The organism is Aeromicrobium sp. P5_D10 (genome assembly GCF_054049535.1).
In genome coordinates this window covers 68,125-88,852 of sequence record NZ_JBFUME010000005.1, presented here as the reverse complement: position 1 = coordinate 88,852, position 20,728 = coordinate 68,125, and the positions used below count along the sequence as shown (strand labels likewise).

Genomic DNA, 20,728 nt, shown 5'->3' with positions numbered 1-20,728 from the left:
ACCATGTGCGCATGCGCGGAATCATTCTGGCCGGCGGTACCGGTTCACGTCTCCACCCGGTCACCACGGCAGTCAGCAAGCAGCTTCTGCCTGTCTATGACAAGCCGATGATCTACTACCCGCTGTCGACGCTGATTCTCGCGGGCGTCTCGGACGTCATGCTGATCACGACCCCGCATGACGCCGAGCAGTTCAAGCGGTTGCTGGGCGACGGCTCACAGCTGGGGATCTCGATCACCTACGCCGTCCAGCCGAGCCCCGACGGTCTGGCTCAGGCATTCGTGATCGGCGCCGACCACATCGGCGACGAGTCGGTCGCCTTGGTATTGGGCGACAATATCTTCTACGGTGCCGGGCTCGGCACACAGCTTTCGCGGTTCACGGACATCGATGGTGCGGTGATCTTCGGCTACCGCGTTGACGATCCGAAGGCCTATGGTGTCGTGGAGTTCGATGCATCAGGTCAGGCGATCTCGCTGGAAGAGAAGCCCGAGCGGCCACGCAGTCATTTCGCCGTTCCGGGCTTGTACTTCTACGCCAACGACGTCGTCGAGAAGGCGGCCGATCTCAAGCCGTCTGCCCGCGGTGAGCTGGAGATCACCGATCTCAACCGCATGTATCTGGAAGAGGGGCGGTTGCGGGTCGACGTGCTCGAGCGCGGCGTCGCGTGGCTCGATACCGGAACCTTCGATTCGTTGGGCGAGGCAGGGGAGTTCATCCGCACCGTTCAAAAGCGTCAAGGACTGTCGATCGGGTGTCCTGAGGAAGCCGCCTGGCGTACCGGTGTGCTGTCCGACGACGGTCTTCGGGTTCAGGCCGCGGCCTACGCCAAGAGCGGTTACGGCGACTACCTGCTTGGCCTGCTCGGCGATTGATGTTCGCGAACTGGTCACCTGCACGTGTGCAGTTAGTCGTGTAGTCAGCTCAGGCTGAGGGCATGACAGCTCTTGTGCTGACACTCGGATTGGGTCTTGCCCTGGCATTTGCTGAGTCAGGGCTGGGACTGGGGATATTCGTACCGGGCGAGACGGTCGTTGTCGTCCTGGCCGCCTCGATGGGGTCGCCGCTGCACACGTGCCTGTTGGGGCTGGCGGTCATGATCGGCGCCTGTATGGGCGATCACGTCGGCTTCCTGCTAGGACGGCGATACGGCGAAGCGCTGCGAGAGACGTCGCTGGTTCGCCGTATCGGTCAGCAGCACTACGACCGCGCCACGGGCCTCTTGCGCCGTCGCGGCGGAGCAGCGATATTTCTGACCCGACTCGTCCCGGTCGTGCGCACCGTGACGCCTGCCGTCGCCGGTGCCTCCGGCCTGGCCTATCGACGATTCGTGTCGGCGTCTCTGGCCGGTTCGATGCTTTGGGCAACGGTCTACGTCGGCGGCGGATCGCTCGCGGCGGCGGTCCTTTCGGTGGCCGGACGGGCGAGTTGGCTGATCGTCGTGCTGATCGCCGCAGTGTTCCTCCCGCTGCTGGTGGTCCGCACCGTGATCGGTGTACGCCCCACTCGGGCCGCCCCCGACGTCACGTCCCTGGAGCTGGCGACTGGTGTCCTGCCGCGCCGACCGACGTTCATGGCATTGGTGGGGGAGACCCGGATCTGAGGAATCCGGATCCCGTGGCAGCGGTGTCGGGTAGGGTCCACCCACGTGGATCATCGGGGGCATGCCGCCACGACGCGATGGAGAGCAGTGGCTCTGATCGCTCCTGCCGTCTTTGCCGCCGTCATAGGATTCTGGTCGATCACGGTTCCGTCGCTGTGGCGCGACGAATCGGTCACGGCGCACTTCGCACGCGAACCATTCGACACCGCCTGGCGGGAATGGGGCGAGTACGACGCGGTGCATGCGGCGCACTATCTGCTGGTACGGCTGACGATCTGGATCGATCCGGTGGAACTGGGTGTGCGCCTCCCGTCGGTCATCGGCCTTGTCGCGGCAACTCTCGGAATCGGTCTGATAGGCCGCCGGTTGTCGGGAACCTTGACCGGGACATGCGCCGCGATGACGTATGCCCTGCTCCCCGTAAGTAGCCGCTATGCCCAGGAAGGGCGCTCCTACGCCCTGGTGAGCGCTGTGGCCGTGTTCGCGTCGCTGGCGTTGTTGAGGCTCCTCGAACGTCCGTCGTGGCGCCGGACGGCCGCCTATGCAGGGTTTGTCACGGCGCTGGGTCTCCTGCACCTGTACGGTCTTCTGCTGCTTACGGCCCATGGCCTCTATGTGCTGCTCAGCGCCCGAAAGATGTGGGTCCGAATGGTGGTGGCCTGGGTGGCCGCAGGACTCGTCCTTGCGCCGTTGGTGCTGGTATCCGTCGGTCAGCGTGAGCGGCAACTGTTCTGGATCACGTCACCGGGGTGGTCGGAGTTGGTCGAGTGGGGCGATCTGCTCGGCGGCACCCACTCGCTGGGCATTTTGCTGATGATGGCAGCAGTTGCCGGCGCCTGGTTCCTGCGCCGGGCGCCGCTGCCGTTGATATGGGCGATCTTGCCGGTGGTGGCGTCATTCGCGGTGTCGCAGCTGCATCCGATGTTCACCGCCCGTTACGTGCTGTTCGTCGTTCCGGCGCTGGCATTGCTCGTTGGGGCGGGAATCGTCGGGATCGCGCGAGCCTTGGGGAATGGACGTCGACCCGTCACGGCGGCTGTGGTGGTCGTCGTGTTCGGGGCTATCGCGGTTCTGGGCTTGCCGACACAGCGTGAGTACCGCGCACAGGCCGATCGGTCGGAGGATCTGCGGTCACTGACCCGGACCCTCACTTCTTCTGCCCGGGCGACCGACGTCTTGATGCCGGTCCCGTCGAACTTCATGCCGTTCGTCAACGCTTACGGCGGTGCGTTCGAGCGGCTCGAGATCGTGATGGCTGGTGCGATTCCCGCGCGGGTCGGCCGGGTCTGGGTGATCAACCGTGGGGATCCGCGTCGTCTGGAGTACCTTGAGCTTCGGCAGCTGTCGCGTGGGTTCGAACCTGTGGCAGTGGAGTCGTTCGGGGTGACCCACCTGAGTCTGTGGACTCGTCGCTAGCCCGTGACGACGATGTCCTCGGCAGCAAGATCGTGTCCGGCAGCACACCTGACGCTGACGCTCACCTCGGCATTGCAGCCGGCATGTGTGAACGTCGGCGACCACCGTGCAGGTGCGTGCTTGCGTCCCCAGTCGGCCAGCGCGAGGACCACGGGAACCAGATCGGTGCCGCTCCGGGTCAGAACGTACTCATGCCGGGTGCGCTGTCCCGGATCGCGGTAGGGGCGTCGTTCGAGCAGCCCGGCTTCGACGAGTTCGCGCAGCCGGGAGGACGCGATCGCGTCGCTGACTCCGACGCGTGCCGCGAAGTCGTCGAACCGGGTCGTGCCATAGGCGGCTTCGCGCATCAGCAGCATCGCGGATCGGGTGCCGACGATCTGCATTGCGCGATCGATAGGACAGTGATCGCCAGGCGAGGGACGGTCGGAACCGGCAAGTCGGCCTGCAAGCTGCATGGGCATGGCGCCGATATTACCCTCTGGCTAGGCAAGAGCATAGTCAGGTACTACGATCCTGGCTATGCAAATATCAAGTCAGAGGGTCGAGTCCCGACGCACCCGGCTTATCGTGCTCGTGACGATCGGCGCCGCGTTCATGTCGAGCCTTGACCTGTTCGTGGTCAATGTGGCCTTCGATGACATCGGCCGCGATCTTGGTGTCGGCGGGCCGGGAGGCCCGACTGCGGCCGATCTGAGCTGGGTGCTCAGCGCGTACGCCGTCGCGTATGCGGCGCTGCTCGTGCCGTTCGGTCGGTTGGCCGACCGATATGGCCGCAAGCAGATGTTCATCGCAGGGATCGCGGTCTTCGTGCTGGCGAGCGCTGCCTGCGCGCTCAGCGGCAATGTCTGGGCGCTGGTCGCGTTCAGGGTGCTTCAGGCCGCCGGGGCAGCGGCCATGACGCCCACGAGTCTGGGAATCCTGATCGGCGCGCTGCCGCCGGACAAGCGCGTCGGAGCGGTGCGGCTGTGGGCCGCGACGGGCGCTCTGGCGGCGGCGATCGGTCCCACGGTCGGCGGAGTGCTGACGCAGATCACCTGGCACTGGGTCTTCTTGATCAACATTCCGATCGGTGCCGTCCTGCTCTGGCTTGCGGTCTCGACTGTCGACAACGCGCGGGCAGACAGTGATGCGGAGCGTCCTGATCTTGCCGGCGCCGTGCTGTTCGCAGGATCCGTCGGGTTGTTGGCGCTCGGGCTGACCAAGAGCAATGACTGGGGTTGGGCCAGCGGCCGCACCGTCGGCTCGCTGGTTGCCGCCGCGATTCTGGCATTGGTCTTCGCCTGGCAGTCCCGCCGTCACGTGTCCCCGGTCATCCATCCGGCGCTCCTTCGAGTCAGGTCATTTCGTTACACGAACATCGCGATGCTGACGTTCAACATCGCATTCGCGGCCCAGCTGCTCGTCGGCATCCTGTGGATGCAGCAGATATGGGGGTACTCGGCACTGCGCACCGGATTCGCGATCGCGGCAGGTCCGGCGCTGGTGCCGGTCACCGCCGCGCTGACACATCGCTTTCTGCCTCATCTGACTCCGGCCCGGCTCGTCGCGATCGGCTCGGCGCTCTGCGCGCTGGGCAATGTCTGGCTCATCACACAGATGGGCGCGACACCGGCCTATGCGACGGCATATCTGCCCGGCTGGATCCTCGGTGGGATCGGGGTCGGCTTCGCTCTGCCGAATCTGATGGCAGGGGGCACCCGCGATCTGCGTTCGGACCAATCGGCGACGGGCAGCGCGATCATCACGATGTCGCGCCAGATCGGCTTTGTGATCGGCGTCAGCGTCTTGTTCGCCTTCGTGGGCAGCGAGCAAGGAGTTGCCGCGCAGGACGGCTTCATCGCGACCTGGTGGGTTTCGGTCGGTGCCCTGCTTGTCTCAGCCGTGGTTGCCGCCGGGATGTCGGCCAAGACTCCTGAACTTCACGTCAGTCGGTCGTCGCGGCACGGCTGATGCGGTAGCGCACGAAGGACGGCACTGCCAGGGCTGCGAGCACGACGCCGATGACGACCAGCACACCTCCGCCGGCCGCTGCGGCTGCTGTCCCCACCGCTGCGGCCGAGGCCCCGTGCAACGTGTCGGCGATGCGGGGTCCGCCCGCCACGACGACGATGAACACACCCTGCAGACGTCCCCGCATGGCGTCGTCGGCGGCGGCCTGCAACATGCTGGTGCGGAATGCTGCCGATGCCATGTCGGCCGCTCCGCCGATCACGAGCATCACGAGAGCCAGCACCAGCATCGGCGTCATCCAGGTGTCTGCCAGCGCCACGGCCAGACCGAATCCGGCCATCGACAGACCCCAGATCACAATGCTGACGACGACCGCGAGACCTTGGCGATGCACGCGTGACACCCAGCCGCTGAACACGCCTCCGATCACGGCACCCGCCGGGATCGCAGCGAACAGAAGGGCGAACACGAGTCCACCCGCATCAGGACCGTCGAATGACGTGTGGGCTATCTCCGGGAACAGTGCCCGGGGCATGCCGAAGACCATCGCGATGAGGTCGACGACAAATGACATCAGCAGGACCGGCTGGGTGCGCAGATACACGAACCCGTCGATGACGGCCCGCAGGCCAGGCACCGCCGTGGCGGCGTCGATGACCTTGAGGGACGGCAGCCGGACCACCGCGCCGAGTGTTGCGAACAGGGTGAACGTATCGATCAGATACATCCACTCGAACCCGATGATCGGGATCAGCACCCCGGCCACGAGCGGTCCGGCGATCGACCCGGCCATCGTGACGGTCATGCTGAGGGAGTTGGCGGCAGGCAGCAGCTCCGGCTCGACGAGTTTGGGGATGATGGCCGAGCGGGTCGGCTGATTGACCGCGAAGAAGGCCTGTTGCACCGAGAACAGCGACAGCAGGAGCCAGGGATTGGTATTGCCGACTGCGGCCTGCACCCAAAACAGTGCGCTGGTGACGATCAGGCCGATCGTCGTGATGATCAGCATCGTGCGACGGTCGAAGACATCGGCGAGCGCGCCGCCGTACAGCCCGAAGATCACCAACGGCACCAGACCGAAGAGGCCTGCGAGACCGACGTAGAGCGAGTTGCCGGTGTCGAGGTAGAGCTGCGCCGGTACGGCCACGACCGTCAGCTGGGCGCCGATGACCGTGATGATGTTGGCGGTCCACAACCGCCGGAAGTGCTGATTGCGCAGCGGGCGGGTGTCCGCGAAGAGGTGGGAGATCGACAGCTGCGGCACGTCAGCCGATGCTACGCCTGTCTCGAAACAGGTGGCTCAGCGGAAGTCGGCGATGTCGATCTGGATCCAGACCTGTTCCGCACGACCGAGCAGTTCGCCGTCCAACGTGTAGAGCGCGGTGTCGGTGAGGAACTTGCGCCCCTCCGTTGCCCGGAGCTCGCCTACTGACAGCAGATCCTCACCGGCGGCGGGCGCGCGAGTGACGTGGGCAGTCATGCGGCCCAACACCATGGTCTGGGCGTTGAAATCGGCCGCCCAGCCACCGGGGCAGTCCAGTGCGGCCCACGTTGTCGGAATGTCGAGCTGGCCGTTCGCGTCGCCGAATGCGGCATGCGGGGTCCAGGGTGCGGCGGTGCGGCCCAGCCCGATGGGGCCGGTGAACAGCCGCAGCCCGTCGCCCTCGTCACGGTCAGTACCGCACGTGAAGCACTTGCCGAATGGATGGTGCGCGAAGCCCGGATAGTTGGCCAGGCCGGTCTTGGCCTGCTCGGCCGTCGGACAGACCGGCACCTCACGGGCGAAGGCGCCGGGTTTCGCGTCGCCGACGATGGCTCCACCACCGGTCAGCAGGCGAACCTGCTCGCCGTCGTGTTCCCAGCTGAGCGCGACGTCGAGCGGGGGCGGCAGCCGCAGAGTCGAGGTGACCGGTACACCCGGGTCGACCTCCTGGGCGATCAGGCCGGCGACGTAGCCGCCGTTGCCGGAGTGTTCGGGACCGTTGAACTGTGCCGAGATCGTCACCATGGGTCCGACCCTACCGAGACGTGCGAATGGCCTCGTAACGCCGTAGTGCCTCGGTCCGTTCCTGTGCGTGATCGACGATGGGGGCGGGATAGTCGGCCGGCGGCTGGTCGAGTTCCCACGGTGTGTGGATGCGTCTGCTGGGGACGTCGGCGAGCTCGGGCACCCACCGACGGACGTACTCGCCGTCCGGATCGAACTTCTTGCCCTGCGTCATGGGGTTGAAGATGCGAAAGTACGGCGATGCGTCGGTTCCTGAACCGGCGACCCATTGCCATCCGTGCTGATTGGAGGCCAGGTCCCCATCGATCAGCAGATCGAGGAAATGACGAGCGCCATGCTGCCATTCCACGTGCAGGTCCTTGACCAGGAAACTCGCGACGATCATGCGTACCCGGTTGTGCATCCAGCCCTCGGCAAGCAACTGGCGCATCCCGGCATCGACGATCGGGATTCCGGTGCGGCCTTGTTGCCAGGCGATGAACTCATCACCCGGCACGTCGTAGTCCATGTGCTCGAAGGTCCGGTTGTAGTAGCCGAACGCCGAGTCCGGGCGTTGGTGCAGGACGTCTGCGTAGAACTCACGGAATGCGAGTTCACGGACGTAAGCGGCGGCGCCCGCGGAGCGCCTGGGAGCGAGGTCTGCCAGCAGCGTGCGCGGATGGATCGTGCCCCAACGCAGATGCGCCGACATGCGCGACGTCCGGTCGGGGCCGGGCAGATCGCGCGCGGAATCGTATTCGGCGACATCCTGATCGAGGAACTCCTGCCAGCGGTCACGCGCGGCGTCCTCCCCGAGCGGCGGCAGGTGCATGCTTTCGGGGACGTCAGCCGTGGGGATCGGTGCGCATTCCTCGTCGGGGCTCGTCCACGGGATGTCGGTGGCCGGGTCGGCGGGTCGGCGCCAGCCGTGCTCCTGCCAGGCCCGGAAGTACGGCGTGAACACCCGGTAGCCGGTGCCGTCGTCCTTCGTGACCCTGCCCGGCGCGACGGCGTAGGCCGATCCCGTGCGGACCAGCGAGATGTCGTGGGCATCCAGCGCGGCCTCGACGGCGCGATCGCGGGCGGATCCGTACGGCCCGTAGTCGGCCGCGATGTGGACGCTCGTCGCGTCGACCGACCGCGCAACCCGCACGACCTCCTGGACCGGATCGCCGTGCACGATGTGCAGACCGCCGACGCGGGCCGAGAAGTCGGCGAGCAGCTGCGAGAGATAGGCCGTGCGTGCCGTTGCGCCCCGCGCCCACAGTGTGTCGTCGAGCACGAACAGCGGGACGACACCGTCTGTGCCGGCGCTCTGGGCCTGGAGAATTGCCGGATTGTCGGCGATCCGCAGGTCGCGCCGAAACCACATCACGGACTTTGTCATGAGACCCATTCTCGTAGTTGATCGCAATCTCTGCAGAGCATGGGACAATGGGCGCGTGAGTGACCTTATCGACACTACCGAGATGTATCTCCGCACAGTTTATGAACTGGAGGAGGAGGGCGTCATCCCGCTGCGTGCGCGTATCGCCGAGCGCCTTCACCAGAGTGGACCGACTGTCAGTCAGACGGTTGCCCGCATGGAGCGTGACGGTCTGCTGGCCGTCGAGGGCGATCGTCACCTCGAGCTCTCGGTCAAGGGCCGTCAGCTCGCGACCCGCGTGATGCGCAAGCACCGGCTGGCCGAGCGGCTCCTGACCGACATCATCGGGCTGGAGATCGAATACGTCCACGAAGAGGCGTGCCGCTGGGAACATGTGATGTCCGAGCAAGTCGAGCGCCGCCTGATCGAGATCCTCGAGCACCCGACGGAGTCGCCGTACGGCAACCCGATCCCGGGTCTGGCAGAACTGGGTCAGCCGTCCGTCGAGCCCGACTACCTCGAGGGCGTCGTGCCCATGACCGTCGCGGTCAAGGGCACGACCGAGCCGGTCCGTCTTGTGGTCCGCCGCATCAGCGAACCTCTGCAGACCGACACCGAGGTCATGTCCGTGCTGCGCCGGGTCGGCGTCCTGCCGGGCAATGACGTGCTGGTCTCGCAGGGGCATGACGGCGTCGTCGTCGCGCGCCAGGGCGAGACCGCCGAGATCGACGGCGAAGCAGCAGTACACATCTTCGTCACCGCCTGACCCCAACGCTCGTGAGTCACTCGCTTACCTGCTGCGAGTCACTGAGTTACAGAACTTGGTTACTCAGTGACTCTCGGGCGGTAACTCAGTGACTCATGAGCGTTTGGGTGGGAGAGGGATGAAGCCCGAGGTGCGGCGGACGTAGTCGTCGTAGCCGGGCTTGGTCTTCTTCATGCCCTTCTCGTTGAGCGAGGCACCCGTGACCTTGGTCAAGAACAGCGTCATCGCGATGGGGCTGATGATCGTGGCGAGGCCCACCCACGAGCCGGCGACCACGATCCAGATGCCGGCCCACACGCAGGCATCGCCGAAGTAGTTGGGGTGCCGGGTATAGCGCCAGAGCCCCTGGTCCATGATCTTGCCCTTGTTGGTGGGATCGGCCTTGAACGCGGCCAGCTGCGCATCGCCGACGGCCTCGAAGAACAGCCCGACCGCCCACACGAGCACACCCACGACCAGCAGCGGCGTCGAGATGTCGAGGTTGTTGACCCCGACCATGATGGGCGTCGCGACCAAGAACATCGCGATGCCCTGCGGCACGAATACCCGCGCGAGCGCGACCTGCATGAACGAGCGACCGTCGCGCTCGGCGAGGTCGGCGTATCGCGGATCCTCGGCCTGACCGTTGTTGCGACGGTGCAGGTGCCACGCGAGCCGCAATCCCCACAGGCCCACCATCGCGAGCAGGATCCAGCGGATCGACGCGTCGCCGTCCCCACCGGAGGCTACGAAAGCGGCCTGGGCGGCCACCAGGACGAAGCCGAGACCCCACATCGTGTCGACGACGGTCAGCTTCTTCTGCATCTGCGCCAGGCCCAGGCCGAGTGCCATGAACGCCACCACGACACCGAGGCCGCCGAACAGCGTCGCGACGGTCTGCGACAGATCGTTGTCGATCATGCGAGCCACTCCAGGGGAGTGGCCGGCATATTGCTGACGCCGCGCGCGGACGGCTTGACCGCCAGGATCTGGTCGACGCCCATGCGGTTCTCCTCGAACGCCAGCGCACCGCCGACGAGGTACAACCGCCACACGCGGGCGTACTCCTCGCCGATCAGCTTGACCGCGGTGTCCCAGTTCTCCTCGAGCTTGGCCGCCCAACCCGCGACGGTCTGGGGATAGTGCTCGCGCATCGCCTGCACATCGCGGATCTCCAGGCCCGAGTCGGCGATCAGGCCGATCGTCTTGGCCAGGGGCTTCATGTGCATGTCGGGCGCGATGTACGTCTCGATGAACGGTCCACCGCCGGGACGGTCGCCGGGGGCGTCGTTGCTGCGCGACATCTGCTGGATCAGCACCCGGCCGCCCGGCCGCAAATAGCGGAAGATCGACTTGACGAAGACGACGTACTCGGCGTCGCCGACGTGCTCGCCCATCTCGATCGAGGCGACCGCGTCGATCTCACCGTCGTGGACGCCGGAGGCCTCGAGATCGCGGAAGTGACGCAGGCTCACGTCGACCTTGTCGGACAGTCCCCGTTCGGCCGCTCTGGCCAACACGTAGTCGCGCTGCTCGACCGAGAGGGTCACCCCGGTCACGTGGACGCCGTAGTGCTCGGCCGCGAAGAGCGTCAGTGATCCCCAGCCCGAACCGATGTCGACCATCCTCATGCCAGGCTGCAGGCCGAGCTTCCTGCAGATCAGGTGCAGCTTGGCGGTCTGTGCTTCTTCGAGTGTCATCTCGGGCGTGACGTGAAAGCCGCTCGAGTAGGCCATATGCGGGTCGAGGATCAGCTCGTAGAAGTCGTTCGACAGGTCGTAGTGGTGTGAGATCGCGGCCTGGTCACGTTCCTTGCTGTGCAGCTCGCCGGTCAGAGCCGACTCCGCGGCCGGCGCTGGCGGACGACGGCCGATGACGCCGAGCCGCAGGGCCAGCGCTGCGGCCTTGGCGGCCTGCTTGGGGCCGATCTTCGGCCGCCCGGCGGCCGCGTCGAGGGTTCTGGCGTCGCGTACCGCATTCCACATCGCGCGCAAGCCGTCGCCGAGGTCGCCTTCGACGTCGAGGTCGCCCTGGACGTACGCCCGTGCCACGCCGAGTTCACCGGGCTGCCAGATGATGTGGCGCAGTGCGCGTTTGTCGCGGATCACCACGACCGGGGCGCCCGGCACACCGGCCACACTGCCGTCCCAGGTGCGTAGCCGGATCGGGAGTTTCAGACCGAGTGTCTCTTCGGCGAGGGACAAGAGCGCTGAGGCAGTGTTCACAACGTCAAGTCAACCTGCAGCCCCGGGGTTCCGCCAGCTGAATTGTCACGATGCGGCAGAATGTTCTCATGAGTGTCGGGACTGCTGTCAAGGGCTGGTTCCTGCGAACGGGCACCCAGATTCTCGGGTGGATCCTGGTACCGGTCGGCATCATCATGATGCCGGCACCCGGCCCCGGCACTTTGGTGCTGATGGCGGGCATCGCGCTGTTGGCCCGTCGCTACGTGTGGGCCCAACGGCTTCTGGAGCCGTTGGAGCGCAGTGCGATCAGCGCGGCCAAGTTCGGTGTCGCGACCTGGCCCCGGATCATGTTCAGCCTGCTGGGCGTCGTGTGGCTCGTGTTCCTGGGCGTCATGTGGTGGATCGAACCGGAGATCCCCGAGTTCGACGTGCTGGGAGTCGGCTTCGGCCCCGAACTGCCCGCCGCCGGCTGGATCACGGCGTTGGGTATCTTCGCTTCCGCGATCGCAGCGCTCGGACTGCTGATCTACAGCATCATCAGGTGGCGCGAGCCGCAGCAGAAGTCGACGTCGGCGGCCCGGTAACCTCCTACGCTGGTCGCATGAGTCGACTGGGTGAGCTTTTCCCCGCAGCAGATCTGCCGCACATCGCGCTCGGGACGGGACCGACCCCGGTGACCAGGCTCGACCTGGACGGCCTGGGCAGTGAGGTGTGGATCAAGGACGAGGGCGTCTTCGGCGACGGAGATTGGGGCGGGAACAAGGTCCGCAAACTCGAATGGATCATTCCTGACGCCCACCGACGCGGTCGCCCGACGATCTTGACCGTGGGCGGTATCGGGACGCACTGGGGTCTGGCCGCGGCGCTGTACGGCCGCGACAACGGTCTCCGTACCGTCCTCGGGCTGATAGACCAGCCCGTCGACGAGCATGTCCGTGCGCAGATGCGTCGACTCGGCGACTCCGGGGCGATCCTGCACCGCTATCGCACTGTCGGCCGACTCAAGCTCGCGGCGCCATGGCTCTTGGCCAGATACTCCTCGCGAGGACGTCTGCCGTATTACCTTCCGGCAGGCGGTTCCTCGCCGATCGGCTCCCTCGCGTACGTCGAGACGGCGCTGGAGATCGCCGCCCAGGTCGAGTCCGGGGTCATGCCCGAACCGGCGACGATCGTGACCGCGGTGGGCTCTGGTGGGACGGCGGCGGGTCTGCTACTGGGTCTCCGACTGGCGGGACTGCGCACCCGCGTGCAGGGGGTCGTGGTGAACGACTCCTTCCGGCTCGACGCCGTGACGATCAGCGCCTTGGCCAACAAGACGGCGGCGCTGTTGCGTGAACGCGGAGCCGACGTCTCGATCGAACTCGGACCGGACGACCTGGCGGCGAGCGACCGCTGGATGGGCGAGACGTACGGCGCGACGACGCAGGCCGGTGACGAGGCGCTCGAACTGGCCGGCGGGTTCGGCCTCGAGCTGGAGCCCGTGTACACCGCGAAGGCGCTCGGCGCGATCCGGAGCCTGGGTTCGGATCTGGAAGGACCCGTGCTGTTCTTGCAGACCCACGGCCCGCGTCACACCTGATGGACTGGCGCTGACGGGCGTCGTGGCACACCATGAACTCATGTCTGAGCACACCTGTGATGTCGTCGTTGTCGGTCTCGGCCCCGGGGGAGAGGCATTGGTCGCCAGGCTCGCCAAGGCGGGCCTCGACGTCGTAGCGGTGGAGGCCGAACTTGTGGGCGGCGAGTGTCCCTATTGGGGGTGCATCCCGTCCAAGATGATCATCCGGGCCGCCAATGTCATCGCGGAGACCCGGCGGGTCGCCCAGCTCGCGGGCACGTCGACCGTGACGCCGGACTTCTCGGTCGTGGCCCGCCGGATCCGCGATGAGGCGACTGACAACTGGGACGACACCGTCGCCGCCGACCGGATCACTGCGGCGGGCGCCCGACTGGTGCGCGGTCATGGTCGGTTGGCCGGCGATCGGACCGTCGTCGTCGGCGATGACACGTACGTCGCCGCAAAGGGCGTCGTGCTCAACACCGGCACGACTGCGTCGGCACCGCCGATCCCGGGCCTGGCCGACACCCCGTTCTGGACCAACCGAAACATCGTGGCGGCCGAACAGGCTCCGGCGTCGCTGGTCGTGATCGGCGGCGGGGCGATCGGTCTCGAGCTCGCCCAGGCCTTCTCCCGGTTCGGCACCCGGGTCACGGTCCTGGAGGTCGCGCCTCGCGTCCTGGCGGTCGAAGAGCCCGAAGCCTCCGAGCTGATCAGTGGCGTGCTCACGTCGGAGGGCATCGGGGTGCATGCCGGAATCTCGATCGACGCCGTGGCCCATGACGGCAGCCGCTTCCACGTGACGTGCGGCTCCAAGACCTTCGAGGCCGAGCAGGTGCTGGTCGCAGCGGGTCGCAAGTCCCGACTCGACGACATCGGTCTCGACACGGTCGGCGTCGAACCGGGGCGATTCCTCGAGACCGACGACGCCATGCAGGTCCGCGACGGACTGTGGGCGATCGGCGACATCGTGGGCCGCGGCGCCTTCACCCACGTGTCGATGTACCAGTCCGAGCGGGCGGCGCGGTCGATCCTGGGTGAGGAACTCGGCGCCTACGACACGAGCCTGCCACGGGTGACGTTCACCGACCCGGAGATCGGCGCGGTCGGTCTCACCGAGGCGCAGGCACGGGACAAGGGCATCGACGTGAGAGTCGGCATCGCGAAGATCCCCGAGAGCAGTCGGGGCTGGTTGCACAAGGCCGGCAACGAGGGGCTCATCAAGCTCGTGATCGACGTCGAACGTGACGTCGTCATCGGTGCGACCAGCGCAGGACCGATGGGCGGAGAGACCCTGGCCGCGCTGGCTTTCGCGGTGCGCGGTGAGATCTCGACAGCCACGCTCACCAATACGATCTATGCCTATCCCACGTTCTGGCGCGCGATCGAGTCCGCACTCTGACGAGCTGTCCCCCTCCGGCAGAATGGACGCCATGAAGATCACGGTGCTGTCGGGTGGCGTCGGTGGCGCGCGGTTCATCTCCGGGTTGCTGGCGGCGAAGGCGCCCGAGGACGAGGTCACGGTCATCGGCAACACCGCGGACGATATCTGGGTTTTCGGTCTGCGGGTCTGCCCGGATCTCGACACTGTGATGTACACCCTCGGCGGCGGCATAGATGCCGAACGCAAATGGGGCCGCACCGACGAGACCTGGAACGCCAAGGAGGATCTGGCGGCGTACGGGGCGGGGTCGACGTGGTTCGGTCTCGGCGATCGCGATCTCGCGACGCACTTGATCCGCACCGAGATGTTGCGCGATGGCCATGGACTGGCGACGATCACCGACCGGCTCTGTGAGCGCTGGCAGCCGGGTGTGCGGCTGCTGCCGATGACCGAGGACGAGGTCGAAACGCACATCACGACCGACGACGGGATCATCCACTTCCAGGAGTATTGGATCCGCCTTCGTGCAACCGTCCCGGTGAGGGGTCTGGAGTTCGTCGGCGCTGAGAAGGCGACGGCCGGACCGGGCGTCGTCGAGGCGATCATGACCGCCGACCGGGTCATCCTTCCGCCGTCCAATCCGATCGTCTCGACGGGTGCGATTCTCTCGGTCGCCGAGATCGCCCGGGCCGTGCGTGAGACCCCCGCACCCGTCGTGGGTGTCTCGCCGATCATCGGCGGTGCGGCGGTGCGCGGTATGGCCGATCAGCTGCTGACCGGGCTGGGGCTCGAGATCAGCGCGTCCGGGGTGGCCCGGCACTTCGGTGCCCGTTCCTCGGGTGGCCTGCTCGACGGTTGGCTGATCGACTCGGCCGATGTCGCCGAACTGCCGGCAGTCGAAGAGTCGGAGCTGGTGGGACGGGCGGTGCCGCTCTACATGTCGGACGACGATCTGACCGCCCAGTTGGCCCGTGACACGCTCGCGCTCGCCGCGGAGCTGGCCGGCCGATGACTCTGCAGATCTGGGCTCTCGGCGGTATCGGCGAGATCCGTAGCGGAGACGACCTCGCGGCCATCATCGTCGACCACCTCGATGAACCACTGCAGGACGGCGATGTGGTCGTCGTGACGAGCAAGATCGTCAGCAAGGCCGCGGGTCTGGCCACGTCGGGGGACCGTGACGATCTGCTCGAAGCCGAGACCGATCGGCTCGTGGCCCGGCGCGGCAAGACCCGGATCGTGCGCACCCACGGCGGTCTGACCCTCGCTGCGGCCGGTATCGATGCATCCAATCTCGACGCCGGCACCGTCATCGCCCTTCCGCGCGACCCCGATGCTTCGGCGTACGGTATCCGCGCGGGCCTCCTGCGGCTCACCGGCGTCGCGGTCGGCGTCATCGTGACCGACACGGCCGGACGGGCGTGGCGGATCGGCCAGACCGATCTGGCGATCGGGGCGTCGGGGATCCTGCCGTTCCTGTCATATGAGGGAGTCGAGGACCCGTACGGCAATCTCCTGGCGGTGACGGCACCGGCGATAGCCGACGAGATCGCCGCCGCTGCCGACCTGGTGGCGGGCAAGCTCGGCGGCCGGCCGGTCGTGATCGTCCGGGGCCTGCCTGCGGAGTGGTTCGTTGCTGACGCGCCGGGGGCCTCGGCGCTGATCCGCGACGAGGACGGTGACCTGTTCGGGCTGGGCTCGCGCGATGCGGTGCTGGTCGCGGCGGGCTACGGCGAGGAGTTGCGGGGATTTCCGACGCCAGAAGCCGGTGATGACCTGGTGGAGTTGGCCCGCGAGGGGATCGACTCTGCGTTGGCGGTTGTCGAGGATGTCGACGGCGAACTGATCGTCTCGGCGGTGACCGATGCTCCCGCCGCCCACCGGGAGGCCGGTCGGCTGGCCGAACGGTTGCGCATCCTGGGCCGGGCACTCCACCCGTAGGGGTTCGGCCCGCGGGACGGAAAAATCGGGTTCTGACCGCGATATCGCGGACAGAACCCGATTCTTCCGTCCCCCGTGGGGGCGGTCAGATGACGCCGAGGGCCAGCATCGCGTCGGCGACGCGGGTGAAGCCGTTGATGTTGGCACCGGCGACATAGTTGCCCGGATCGCCGTACTCGTCGGCGGTCTCGAGGCAACGCTGGTGGATACCGCGCATGATCTCGGCGAGGCGTTCCTCGGTGTGCTCGAAGCTCCAGGAGTCGCGTGAGGAGTTCTGCTGCATCTCCAGCGCGCTGGTCGCCACGCCGCCGGCGTTGGCGGCCTTGCCGGGTGCGAACTTGACGCCGGCATCGACGAGCAGCTTGGTCCCGTCAGGGGTCACGGGCATGTTGGCGCCCTCCGCGACAACCTTGCAGCCATTCGCGACGAGCGTCTTGGCGTGCTGCTCGTCGAGCTCGTTCTGGGTCGCGCACGGCAGCGCGATGTCACACGGGACGTCCCAGATCGCGCCGTCGGCGATGAAGCGCACATCGCCGCCGCGAGCCTCGGCGTACTTGCTGATGCGTTCGCGCTGGACGTCCTTGATCTCCTTGAGCAGCTCCAGGTCGATTCCTGCGGGATCGACGACGTAGCCGCTGGAGTCTGAGCAGGCCACGACAGTTCCGCCGAGTTGGTGGACCTTCTCGACGGCGTAGAGAGCGACATTGCCCGATCCGGACACGATGACGCGCTTGCCGTCGAAGGAATCGCCCGAGGCTTTCAGGATCTCGTTGACGAAGAACACCGTGCCGTAGCCGGTCGCTTCGGTGCGGACCTGAGAGCCGCCCCACGTCAGACCCTTGCCGGTCAGGACGCCTGACTCGTAGCGGTTCGTGATGCGCTTGTACTGACCGAACAGGTAGCCGATCTCGCGGCCACCGACACCGATATCGCCGGCGGGCACGTCGGTGTACTCACCGATATGGCGGTACAGCTCGGTCATGAATGACTGGCAGAACCGCATGACTTCGGCGTCGGATCGACCCTTGGGGTCGAAGTCCGAGCCGCCCTTGCCGCCGCCGATCGGCAGACCCGACAAGGCGTTCTTGAAGATCTGCTCGAAACCGAGGAACTTGACGATGCCGAGGTACACGCTGGGGTGGAACCGCAGGCCGCCCTTGAACGGACCGAGCGCGGAGTTGAACTCGACGCGGAAGCCTCGGTTGATCTGCACCTGCCCGGCGTCGTCGACCCAGGGAACCCGGAAGATGATCTGCCGTTCGGGTTCGCACAGGCGGCGGATGATCGCCGCATCTGCGTAGTGGGGGTGCTTGGTGACGACGGGCCCGAGGCTGTCGAGCACCTCCGACACGGCCTGGTGGAATTCGATCTCACCTGGATTGCGGGCGAGCATCTCGTCGTGGACAGCCTGCAGGCTGGAGTGCAACATCGTTGGATCAACCTCCCAATCGGGGGCAGAAGGCCCCGAGGCACCCTACCGATTGGAGACATCATGTTTGTCAGGGGGTGACCCGGTGTGCTTTCGCGGATGCTAGATTGCCTCTGCCAGTCAACTCAGTGATGAGCCAGGGAACCCGGTGAGAATCCGGGACTGACGCGCAGCGGTGAGGGTGACGGGCGGAGCACGAGGCCACTGGACCATGTAGGTCCGGGAAGGCGCGCCGTCCGGTTGATCCCGAGTCCGAAGACCTGCTGGCCGTGGACCGTCGGTCCACGTCAACCGCCACCAGGCTTCGCGCACGAGCCTCCGGATAAAGAGAGAACTCATGTTCCGACTGTCACCCCTGCCTATCAAGCCGTCTTCCCTCCCGATCGCTCTCGCCTCCGCCGCCTTGCTGCTGTCCGGATGCGCGGGTGCCCCGGACTCCGATGGTTCCGCGAGCCCGAGGGATGCGGGCTATCCCGTCGAGGCCGTGAGCTGCGGCAACACCGCCTCGATCGAGGCGAAGCCGCAGCGGGCCATCACGATGAACCAGGGCGCGACCGAGGTCATGCTGGCCCTCGGCCTGCAGAAGCAGCTCGCGGGCACCGCATATCTCGATGATCAGGTGCCGGCCAAGTGGAAGTCCGCCTACGACTCGGTCAAGGTCTTGTCGAAGGAGTACCCGGACCACGAGACGCTGCTCGCGGCGCGTCCTGACTTCGTCTATGCCTCGTACATCAGCGCTTTCGACAAGGAAGTTGCCGGCCCGCAGGCCGAACTCGCCAAGCTCGATATCGCTTCGTACAACTCTCCCTTGGGGTGCGGCAAGGACGATCCGCGCGAGGTCTCGTTCGAGACGGTGTGGGAGGAGATCGACACGGTAGGACGGGTCTTCGGTGTGGCCGACCGGGCTGAGACGATCCGTGCCGATCAGAAGAAGCTGCTCGCCGACCTGACCGAGCAGGCGGCCGGCGCCGACACCAAGGTGTTCTGGTTCGACTCCGGTGACAAGACCGCACTCGCCGGCGCGGGAGAAGGTGGACCGCAGCTGATCCTCGATGCGGTCGGCGCGACCAATGTGTTTGCCGACCTCAAGGGCGGCTGGGCCGATGTCAGCTGGGAGAAGGTCATCGCGGCCGATCCGGACGTCATCGTGCTCGGCGATGCAAGCTGGTCGTCGGCGGCGGACAAGATCAAGCTGTTGGAGAAGGATCCGGCGCTCAGCAAGCTCAAGGCAGTGCAGGACAAGAAGTTCGTGATCCTGCCCTATTCGGAGTCGACGCCCGGTGTGCGTCTGGCCGACGGTGCCCAGCGAGTGGCGGACGGACTCGACGAGCTCGCCGCGAACTGATGCACCAGCAGCAGGTTCGGCAGCGACCGGCCGGAATCACCGGGGCTGTCCCGTTCGCGCTACTCGCCGCGATCCTGATTCTGACGATGACGGTCGCGCTCGGCATCGGGGCGGTGTCGATCCCGGTCGATCGGGTCGCCGGTGTCCTGCTGCAACGCTTCGGTGCGGGCGGCGACATCTCCCGGCTCGACGATCAGATCGTCTGGCAGCTGCGGCTGCCGCGAGTCCTCGGCGCGGCAGCGACTGGTGCCGGTCTCGCGATCTGCGGCGCGGTGCTCCAGTCGTTGACCCGCAATGACCTGGCTGATCCGTATCTGCTTGGAATATCGGGAGGCGCGGCGGTCGGCGCGGTGAGCGTCATCGTGCTCGGTGTGAGCGTCGCGGGGCTGATCTCGGCGACCATGATCACGCTGGGCGCCTTCGCCGGTGCGCTGGCGTCGATGGTGCTGGTGCTCGCGCTGGCGACGGGACGCTCGGGCGATCTGCCGCCCGGCCGCACAGTGCTCGCGGGTGTCGCGATAGGTCAGATCTGCGCGGCGTACACCTCATTCGTGGTCATCATGAGCGGTGACCACGACGCTGCGCGTCGGGTGCTGAGCTGGACGCTGGGCTCGTTGGCGGGTCTGCGCTGGGGGTCGGTGCTGTTCCTGTGCGTTGTCGTGTTGTTGGCCGTTGTGCTGATCATGGCGTTCGCGGCCGACCTCGACGCCTTCGCATTCGGGGAGTCCTCGGCGGGTTCCTTGGGCGTCTCGATCAATGCCACCCGGTGGACGCTGCTGGTAGGCACGGCCCTACTGACCGCCTCTTTGGTGGCCTTCACGGGTGCGATCGGCTTCGTCGGTCTCGTCGTCCCGCATGTCGTACGGCTCATCTGGGGTCCGCTGCACCGACGGCTCCTGCCGTTGAGCGCATTGCTCGGCGCGATCCTGTTGGTCTGGGCCGACACCATCGCGCGGTCCGTCGTCAGCGGTCAGGAGATCCCCATCGGAGTCGTCACAGCCGTCGTCGGTGCCCCGGTGTTCGCCTGGTTCCTGCGCCGTGAGGGCAGAGCCACATGAGGGTTGTCGTCGACTCGATCGACTGGGGTGTCAAGGACCTGACGATCCTGCACGAGGTCTCGGCGGATTTCCCGTCCGGGACGGTCACAGGTCTGATCGGGCCGAACGGTTCGGGCAAGACATCCCTGCTGCATGTCATCGCCGGGCTACGGCGACCGGCGCGGGGTGCCGTGGAGGTCGACGGCGAGAAGGTCCACGACTGGCCGACCCGGGCGCGGGCTCGCCGGATCGCCTTGCTGGAACAGCATGCGACGACGACGCTGGACCTCACGGTCCGCCAGGTTGTCGAGCTGGGACGGATCCCGCATCGCGGTCGCTGGCCCGGGCCGCTCGACGAGGGACGCGAGCAGGTCGACGAAGCACTCAAGCTCGGCAGGGTCGATGACCTGGCCGACCGCCGATGGCAGACGCTGTCAGGCGGCGAACGTCAACGCGTCCAGCTCGCCCGGGCACTGGCGCAGGAACCATCGTTGCTGATGCTCGATGAGCCGACCAATCACCTCGACCTGCGACACCAGCTCGAGTTCTTGTCGACCGTACGAGATCTCGGCATCACGACGATCGCCGCCCTGCACGACCTCGACCTGGCCGCCGCGTACTGCGATCGGCTGGTCGTCCTGCAGGGCGGACACGTCGTCGCGGCCGGTCCGGTCGACGATGTGCTGTCGTCCGACCTGGTGCTCGACGTCTACGGGGTACGGACCACGATCGAACGTCACGAGGCGGCCGGGCGGGTCAACGTCGTATGGCACCGATAGGC

At 66.6% G+C, this 20,728-nt stretch carries 20 protein-coding genes and 1 riboswitch; of the genes, 13 read left to right on the top strand and 7 right to left on the bottom strand.

The genetic code is table 11. The features are described 5' to 3' along the window. Nucleotides 1-11: 11 nt before the first annotated feature. The 3 genes from rfbA to ACXJKC_RS10845 all read left to right on the top strand — a co-directional run bounded on the left by rfbA (nt 12) and on the right by ACXJKC_RS10845 (nt 3,019). Nucleotides 12-875 carry a glucose-1-phosphate thymidylyltransferase RfbA gene (gene rfbA / locus ACXJKC_RS10855; protein WP_456696726.1) on the top strand — a complete coding sequence of 288 codons (864 nt, stop codon included), beginning with the start codon at nt 12-14 and terminating at the stop codon, nt 873-875. A 62-nt stretch (nt 876-937) separates the two neighbouring features. After that, entirely contained in the window at nt 938-1,603 is a 666-nt protein-coding gene (locus ACXJKC_RS10850) for a DedA family protein (protein ID WP_456696725.1), read from the top strand. Nucleotides 1,604-1,690: 87 nt separating this feature from the next. Further along, on the top strand, nt 1,691-3,019 hold the full coding sequence (locus tag ACXJKC_RS10845; protein ID WP_456696724.1) for a glycosyltransferase family 39 protein: 1,329 nt from the start codon (nt 1,691-1,693) through the stop codon (nt 3,017-3,019). Here ACXJKC_RS10845 and ACXJKC_RS10840 read toward each other — a convergent pair. Continuing rightward, nucleotides 3,016-3,480: a winged helix-turn-helix transcriptional regulator gene (locus ACXJKC_RS10840; protein WP_456696723.1), complete on the bottom strand. Its 465-nt coding sequence runs from the start codon at nt 3,478-3,480 to the stop codon at nt 3,016-3,018. The two genes, ACXJKC_RS10845 and ACXJKC_RS10840, sit on opposite strands and share 4 nt — an antisense overlap. Before the next feature lie 58 nt (nt 3,481-3,538). Here ACXJKC_RS10840 and ACXJKC_RS10835 point away from each other — a divergent pair, with 58 nt between their 5' ends. Then, a complete protein-coding gene (locus tag ACXJKC_RS10835; RefSeq protein ID WP_456696722.1) occupies nt 3,539-4,969 on the top strand; it encodes an MFS transporter in 1,431 nt (476 codons plus the stop codon). Here ACXJKC_RS10835 and ACXJKC_RS10830 read toward each other — a convergent pair. Genes ACXJKC_RS10830 through ACXJKC_RS10820 form a run of 3 tightly spaced genes read right to left on the bottom strand, consistent with a single transcriptional unit; the run spans nt 4,944 to nt 8,343 of the window. Continuing rightward, nucleotides 4,944-6,233 (bottom strand): MFS transporter, encoded by a 1,290-nt coding sequence (locus tag ACXJKC_RS10830; RefSeq protein ID WP_456696721.1) that lies wholly within the window; start codon nt 6,231-6,233, stop codon nt 4,944-4,946. The two genes, ACXJKC_RS10835 and ACXJKC_RS10830, sit on opposite strands and share 26 nt — an antisense overlap. A 36-nt stretch (nt 6,234-6,269) precedes the next feature. Further along, complete coding sequence (locus ACXJKC_RS10825; RefSeq protein ID WP_456696720.1) at nt 6,270-6,977, bottom strand: hypothetical protein; 708 nt, start codon at nt 6,975-6,977, stop codon at nt 6,270-6,272. A 10-nt stretch (nt 6,978-6,987) separates the two neighbouring features. After that, nucleotides 6,988-8,343, bottom strand: a complete 1,356-nt coding sequence (locus ACXJKC_RS10820) for a cryptochrome/photolyase family protein (RefSeq protein WP_456696719.1) — start codon at nt 8,341-8,343, stop codon at nt 6,988-6,990. A gap of 55 nt (nt 8,344-8,398) precedes the next feature. Here ACXJKC_RS10820 and ACXJKC_RS10815 point away from each other — a divergent pair, with 55 nt between their 5' ends. Beyond that, on the top strand, nt 8,399-9,088 hold the full coding sequence (locus ACXJKC_RS10815) for a metal-dependent transcriptional regulator (protein ID WP_456696718.1): 690 nt from the start codon (nt 8,399-8,401) through the stop codon (nt 9,086-9,088). 93 nt (nt 9,089-9,181) lie between these two features. Here ACXJKC_RS10815 and ACXJKC_RS10810 read toward each other — a convergent pair whose 3' ends face one another. After that, the gene (locus ACXJKC_RS10810) at nt 9,182-9,988 is read right to left on the bottom strand and encodes a DUF1295 domain-containing protein (protein WP_456696717.1); all 807 of its coding nucleotides are present in this window, start codon (nt 9,986-9,988) and stop codon (nt 9,182-9,184) included. After that, nucleotides 9,985-11,292 carry a class I SAM-dependent methyltransferase gene (locus tag ACXJKC_RS10805; RefSeq protein ID WP_456696716.1) on the bottom strand — a complete coding sequence of 436 codons (1,308 nt, stop codon included), beginning with the start codon at nt 11,290-11,292 and terminating at the stop codon, nt 9,985-9,987. The genes ACXJKC_RS10810 and ACXJKC_RS10805 overlap by 4 nt, the downstream gene beginning before the upstream one ends. Nucleotides 11,293-11,360: 68 nt before the next feature. On the opposite strand from ACXJKC_RS10805, the gene ACXJKC_RS10800 reads away from it, so the two are divergent. The 5 genes from ACXJKC_RS10800 to cofE are packed head-to-tail and all read left to right on the top strand — an operon-like array spanning nt 11,361 to nt 16,136. After that, entirely contained in the window at nt 11,361-11,837 is a 477-nt protein-coding gene (locus ACXJKC_RS10800) for a PGPGW domain-containing protein (protein ID WP_456696715.1), read from the top strand. A 17-nt stretch (nt 11,838-11,854) separates the two neighbouring features. After that, the gene (locus tag ACXJKC_RS10795; RefSeq protein WP_456696714.1) at nt 11,855-12,832 is read left to right on the top strand and encodes a 1-aminocyclopropane-1-carboxylate deaminase/D-cysteine desulfhydrase; all 978 of its coding nucleotides are present in this window, start codon (nt 11,855-11,857) and stop codon (nt 12,830-12,832) included. A gap of 40 nt (nt 12,833-12,872) precedes the next feature. Further along, nucleotides 12,873-14,213 (top strand): dihydrolipoyl dehydrogenase family protein, encoded by a 1,341-nt coding sequence (locus ACXJKC_RS10790; RefSeq protein ID WP_456696713.1) that lies wholly within the window; start codon nt 12,873-12,875, stop codon nt 14,211-14,213. A gap of 31 nt (nt 14,214-14,244) precedes the next feature. After that, the gene (gene cofD / locus ACXJKC_RS10785; protein ID WP_456696712.1) at nt 14,245-15,207 is read left to right on the top strand and encodes a 2-phospho-L-lactate transferase; all 963 of its coding nucleotides are present in this window, start codon (nt 14,245-14,247) and stop codon (nt 15,205-15,207) included. Beyond that, a complete protein-coding gene (gene cofE, locus ACXJKC_RS10780) occupies nt 15,204-16,136 on the top strand; it encodes a coenzyme F420-0:L-glutamate ligase (RefSeq protein ID WP_456696711.1) in 933 nt (310 codons plus the stop codon). Before cofD ends, cofE begins: the two co-directional genes overlap by 4 nt. Before the next feature lie 85 nt (nt 16,137-16,221). On the opposite strand, the gene gdhA is transcribed toward cofE, so the two are convergent. Beyond that, entirely contained in the window at nt 16,222-17,565 is a 1,344-nt protein-coding gene (gene gdhA, locus ACXJKC_RS10775; protein ID WP_456696710.1) for an NADP-specific glutamate dehydrogenase, read from the bottom strand. 100 nt (nt 17,566-17,665) lie between these two features. Beyond that, a riboswitch (cobalamin riboswitch) is annotated at nt 17,666-17,847 on the top strand. A gap of 73 nt (nt 17,848-17,920) precedes the next feature. On the opposite strand from gdhA, the gene ACXJKC_RS10770 reads away from it, so the two are divergent. Genes ACXJKC_RS10770 through ACXJKC_RS10760 form a run of 3 tightly spaced genes read left to right on the top strand, consistent with a single transcriptional unit; the run spans nt 17,921 to nt 20,726 of the window. Continuing rightward, nucleotides 17,921-18,910 (top strand): ABC transporter substrate-binding protein, encoded by a 990-nt coding sequence (locus tag ACXJKC_RS10770; protein ID WP_456697055.1) that lies wholly within the window; start codon nt 17,921-17,923, stop codon nt 18,908-18,910. Then, complete coding sequence (locus ACXJKC_RS10765) at nt 18,910-19,968, top strand: FecCD family ABC transporter permease (RefSeq protein ID WP_456696709.1); 1,059 nt, start codon at nt 18,910-18,912, stop codon at nt 19,966-19,968. Before ACXJKC_RS10770 ends, ACXJKC_RS10765 begins: the two co-directional genes overlap by 1 nt. Continuing rightward, nucleotides 19,965-20,726 (top strand): ABC transporter ATP-binding protein, encoded by a 762-nt coding sequence (locus tag ACXJKC_RS10760; protein ID WP_456696708.1) that lies wholly within the window; start codon nt 19,965-19,967, stop codon nt 20,724-20,726. Before ACXJKC_RS10765 ends, ACXJKC_RS10760 begins: the two co-directional genes overlap by 4 nt. Nucleotides 20,727-20,728 lie beyond the last annotated feature (2 nt).

What these genes read in the sequence shown, in the direction of transcription:
- rfbA (WP_456696726.1), top strand. Translation starts at nt 12, where the DNA reads ATGCGCGGAATCATTCTGGCCGGCGGTACCGGTTCACGTCTCCACCCG.
- ACXJKC_RS10850 (WP_456696725.1), top strand. Translation starts at nt 938, where the DNA reads ATGACAGCTCTTGTGCTGACACTCGGATTGGGTCTTGCCCTGGCATTT.
- ACXJKC_RS10840 (WP_456696723.1), bottom strand. Translation starts at nt 3,480, where the DNA reads ATGCCCATGCAGCTTGCAGGCCGACTTGCCGGTTCCGACCGTCCCTCG.
- ACXJKC_RS10835 (WP_456696722.1), top strand. Translation starts at nt 3,539, where the DNA reads ATGCAAATATCAAGTCAGAGGGTCGAGTCCCGACGCACCCGGCTTATC.
- ACXJKC_RS10825 (WP_456696720.1), bottom strand. Translation starts at nt 6,977, where the DNA reads ATGGTGACGATCTCGGCACAGTTCAACGGTCCCGAACACTCCGGCAAC.
- ACXJKC_RS10820 (WP_456696719.1), bottom strand. Translation starts at nt 8,343, where the DNA reads ATGACAAAGTCCGTGATGTGGTTTCGGCGCGACCTGCGGATCGCCGAC.
- ACXJKC_RS10810 (WP_456696717.1), bottom strand. Translation starts at nt 9,988, where the DNA reads ATGATCGACAACGATCTGTCGCAGACCGTCGCGACGCTGTTCGGCGGC.
- ACXJKC_RS10800 (WP_456696715.1), top strand. Translation starts at nt 11,361, where the DNA reads ATGAGTGTCGGGACTGCTGTCAAGGGCTGGTTCCTGCGAACGGGCACC.
- ACXJKC_RS10795 (WP_456696714.1), top strand. Translation starts at nt 11,855, where the DNA reads ATGAGTCGACTGGGTGAGCTTTTCCCCGCAGCAGATCTGCCGCACATC.
- ACXJKC_RS10790 (WP_456696713.1), top strand. Translation starts at nt 12,873, where the DNA reads ATGTCTGAGCACACCTGTGATGTCGTCGTTGTCGGTCTCGGCCCCGGG.
- cofD (WP_456696712.1), top strand. Translation starts at nt 14,245, where the DNA reads ATGAAGATCACGGTGCTGTCGGGTGGCGTCGGTGGCGCGCGGTTCATC.
- cofE (WP_456696711.1), top strand. Translation starts at nt 15,204, where the DNA reads ATGACTCTGCAGATCTGGGCTCTCGGCGGTATCGGCGAGATCCGTAGC.
- gdhA (WP_456696710.1), bottom strand. Translation starts at nt 17,565, where the DNA reads ATGTTGCACTCCAGCCTGCAGGCTGTCCACGACGAGATGCTCGCCCGC.
- ACXJKC_RS10765 (WP_456696709.1), top strand. Translation starts at nt 18,910, where the DNA reads ATGCACCAGCAGCAGGTTCGGCAGCGACCGGCCGGAATCACCGGGGCT.
- ACXJKC_RS10760 (WP_456696708.1), top strand. Translation starts at nt 19,965, where the DNA reads ATGAGGGTTGTCGTCGACTCGATCGACTGGGGTGTCAAGGACCTGACG.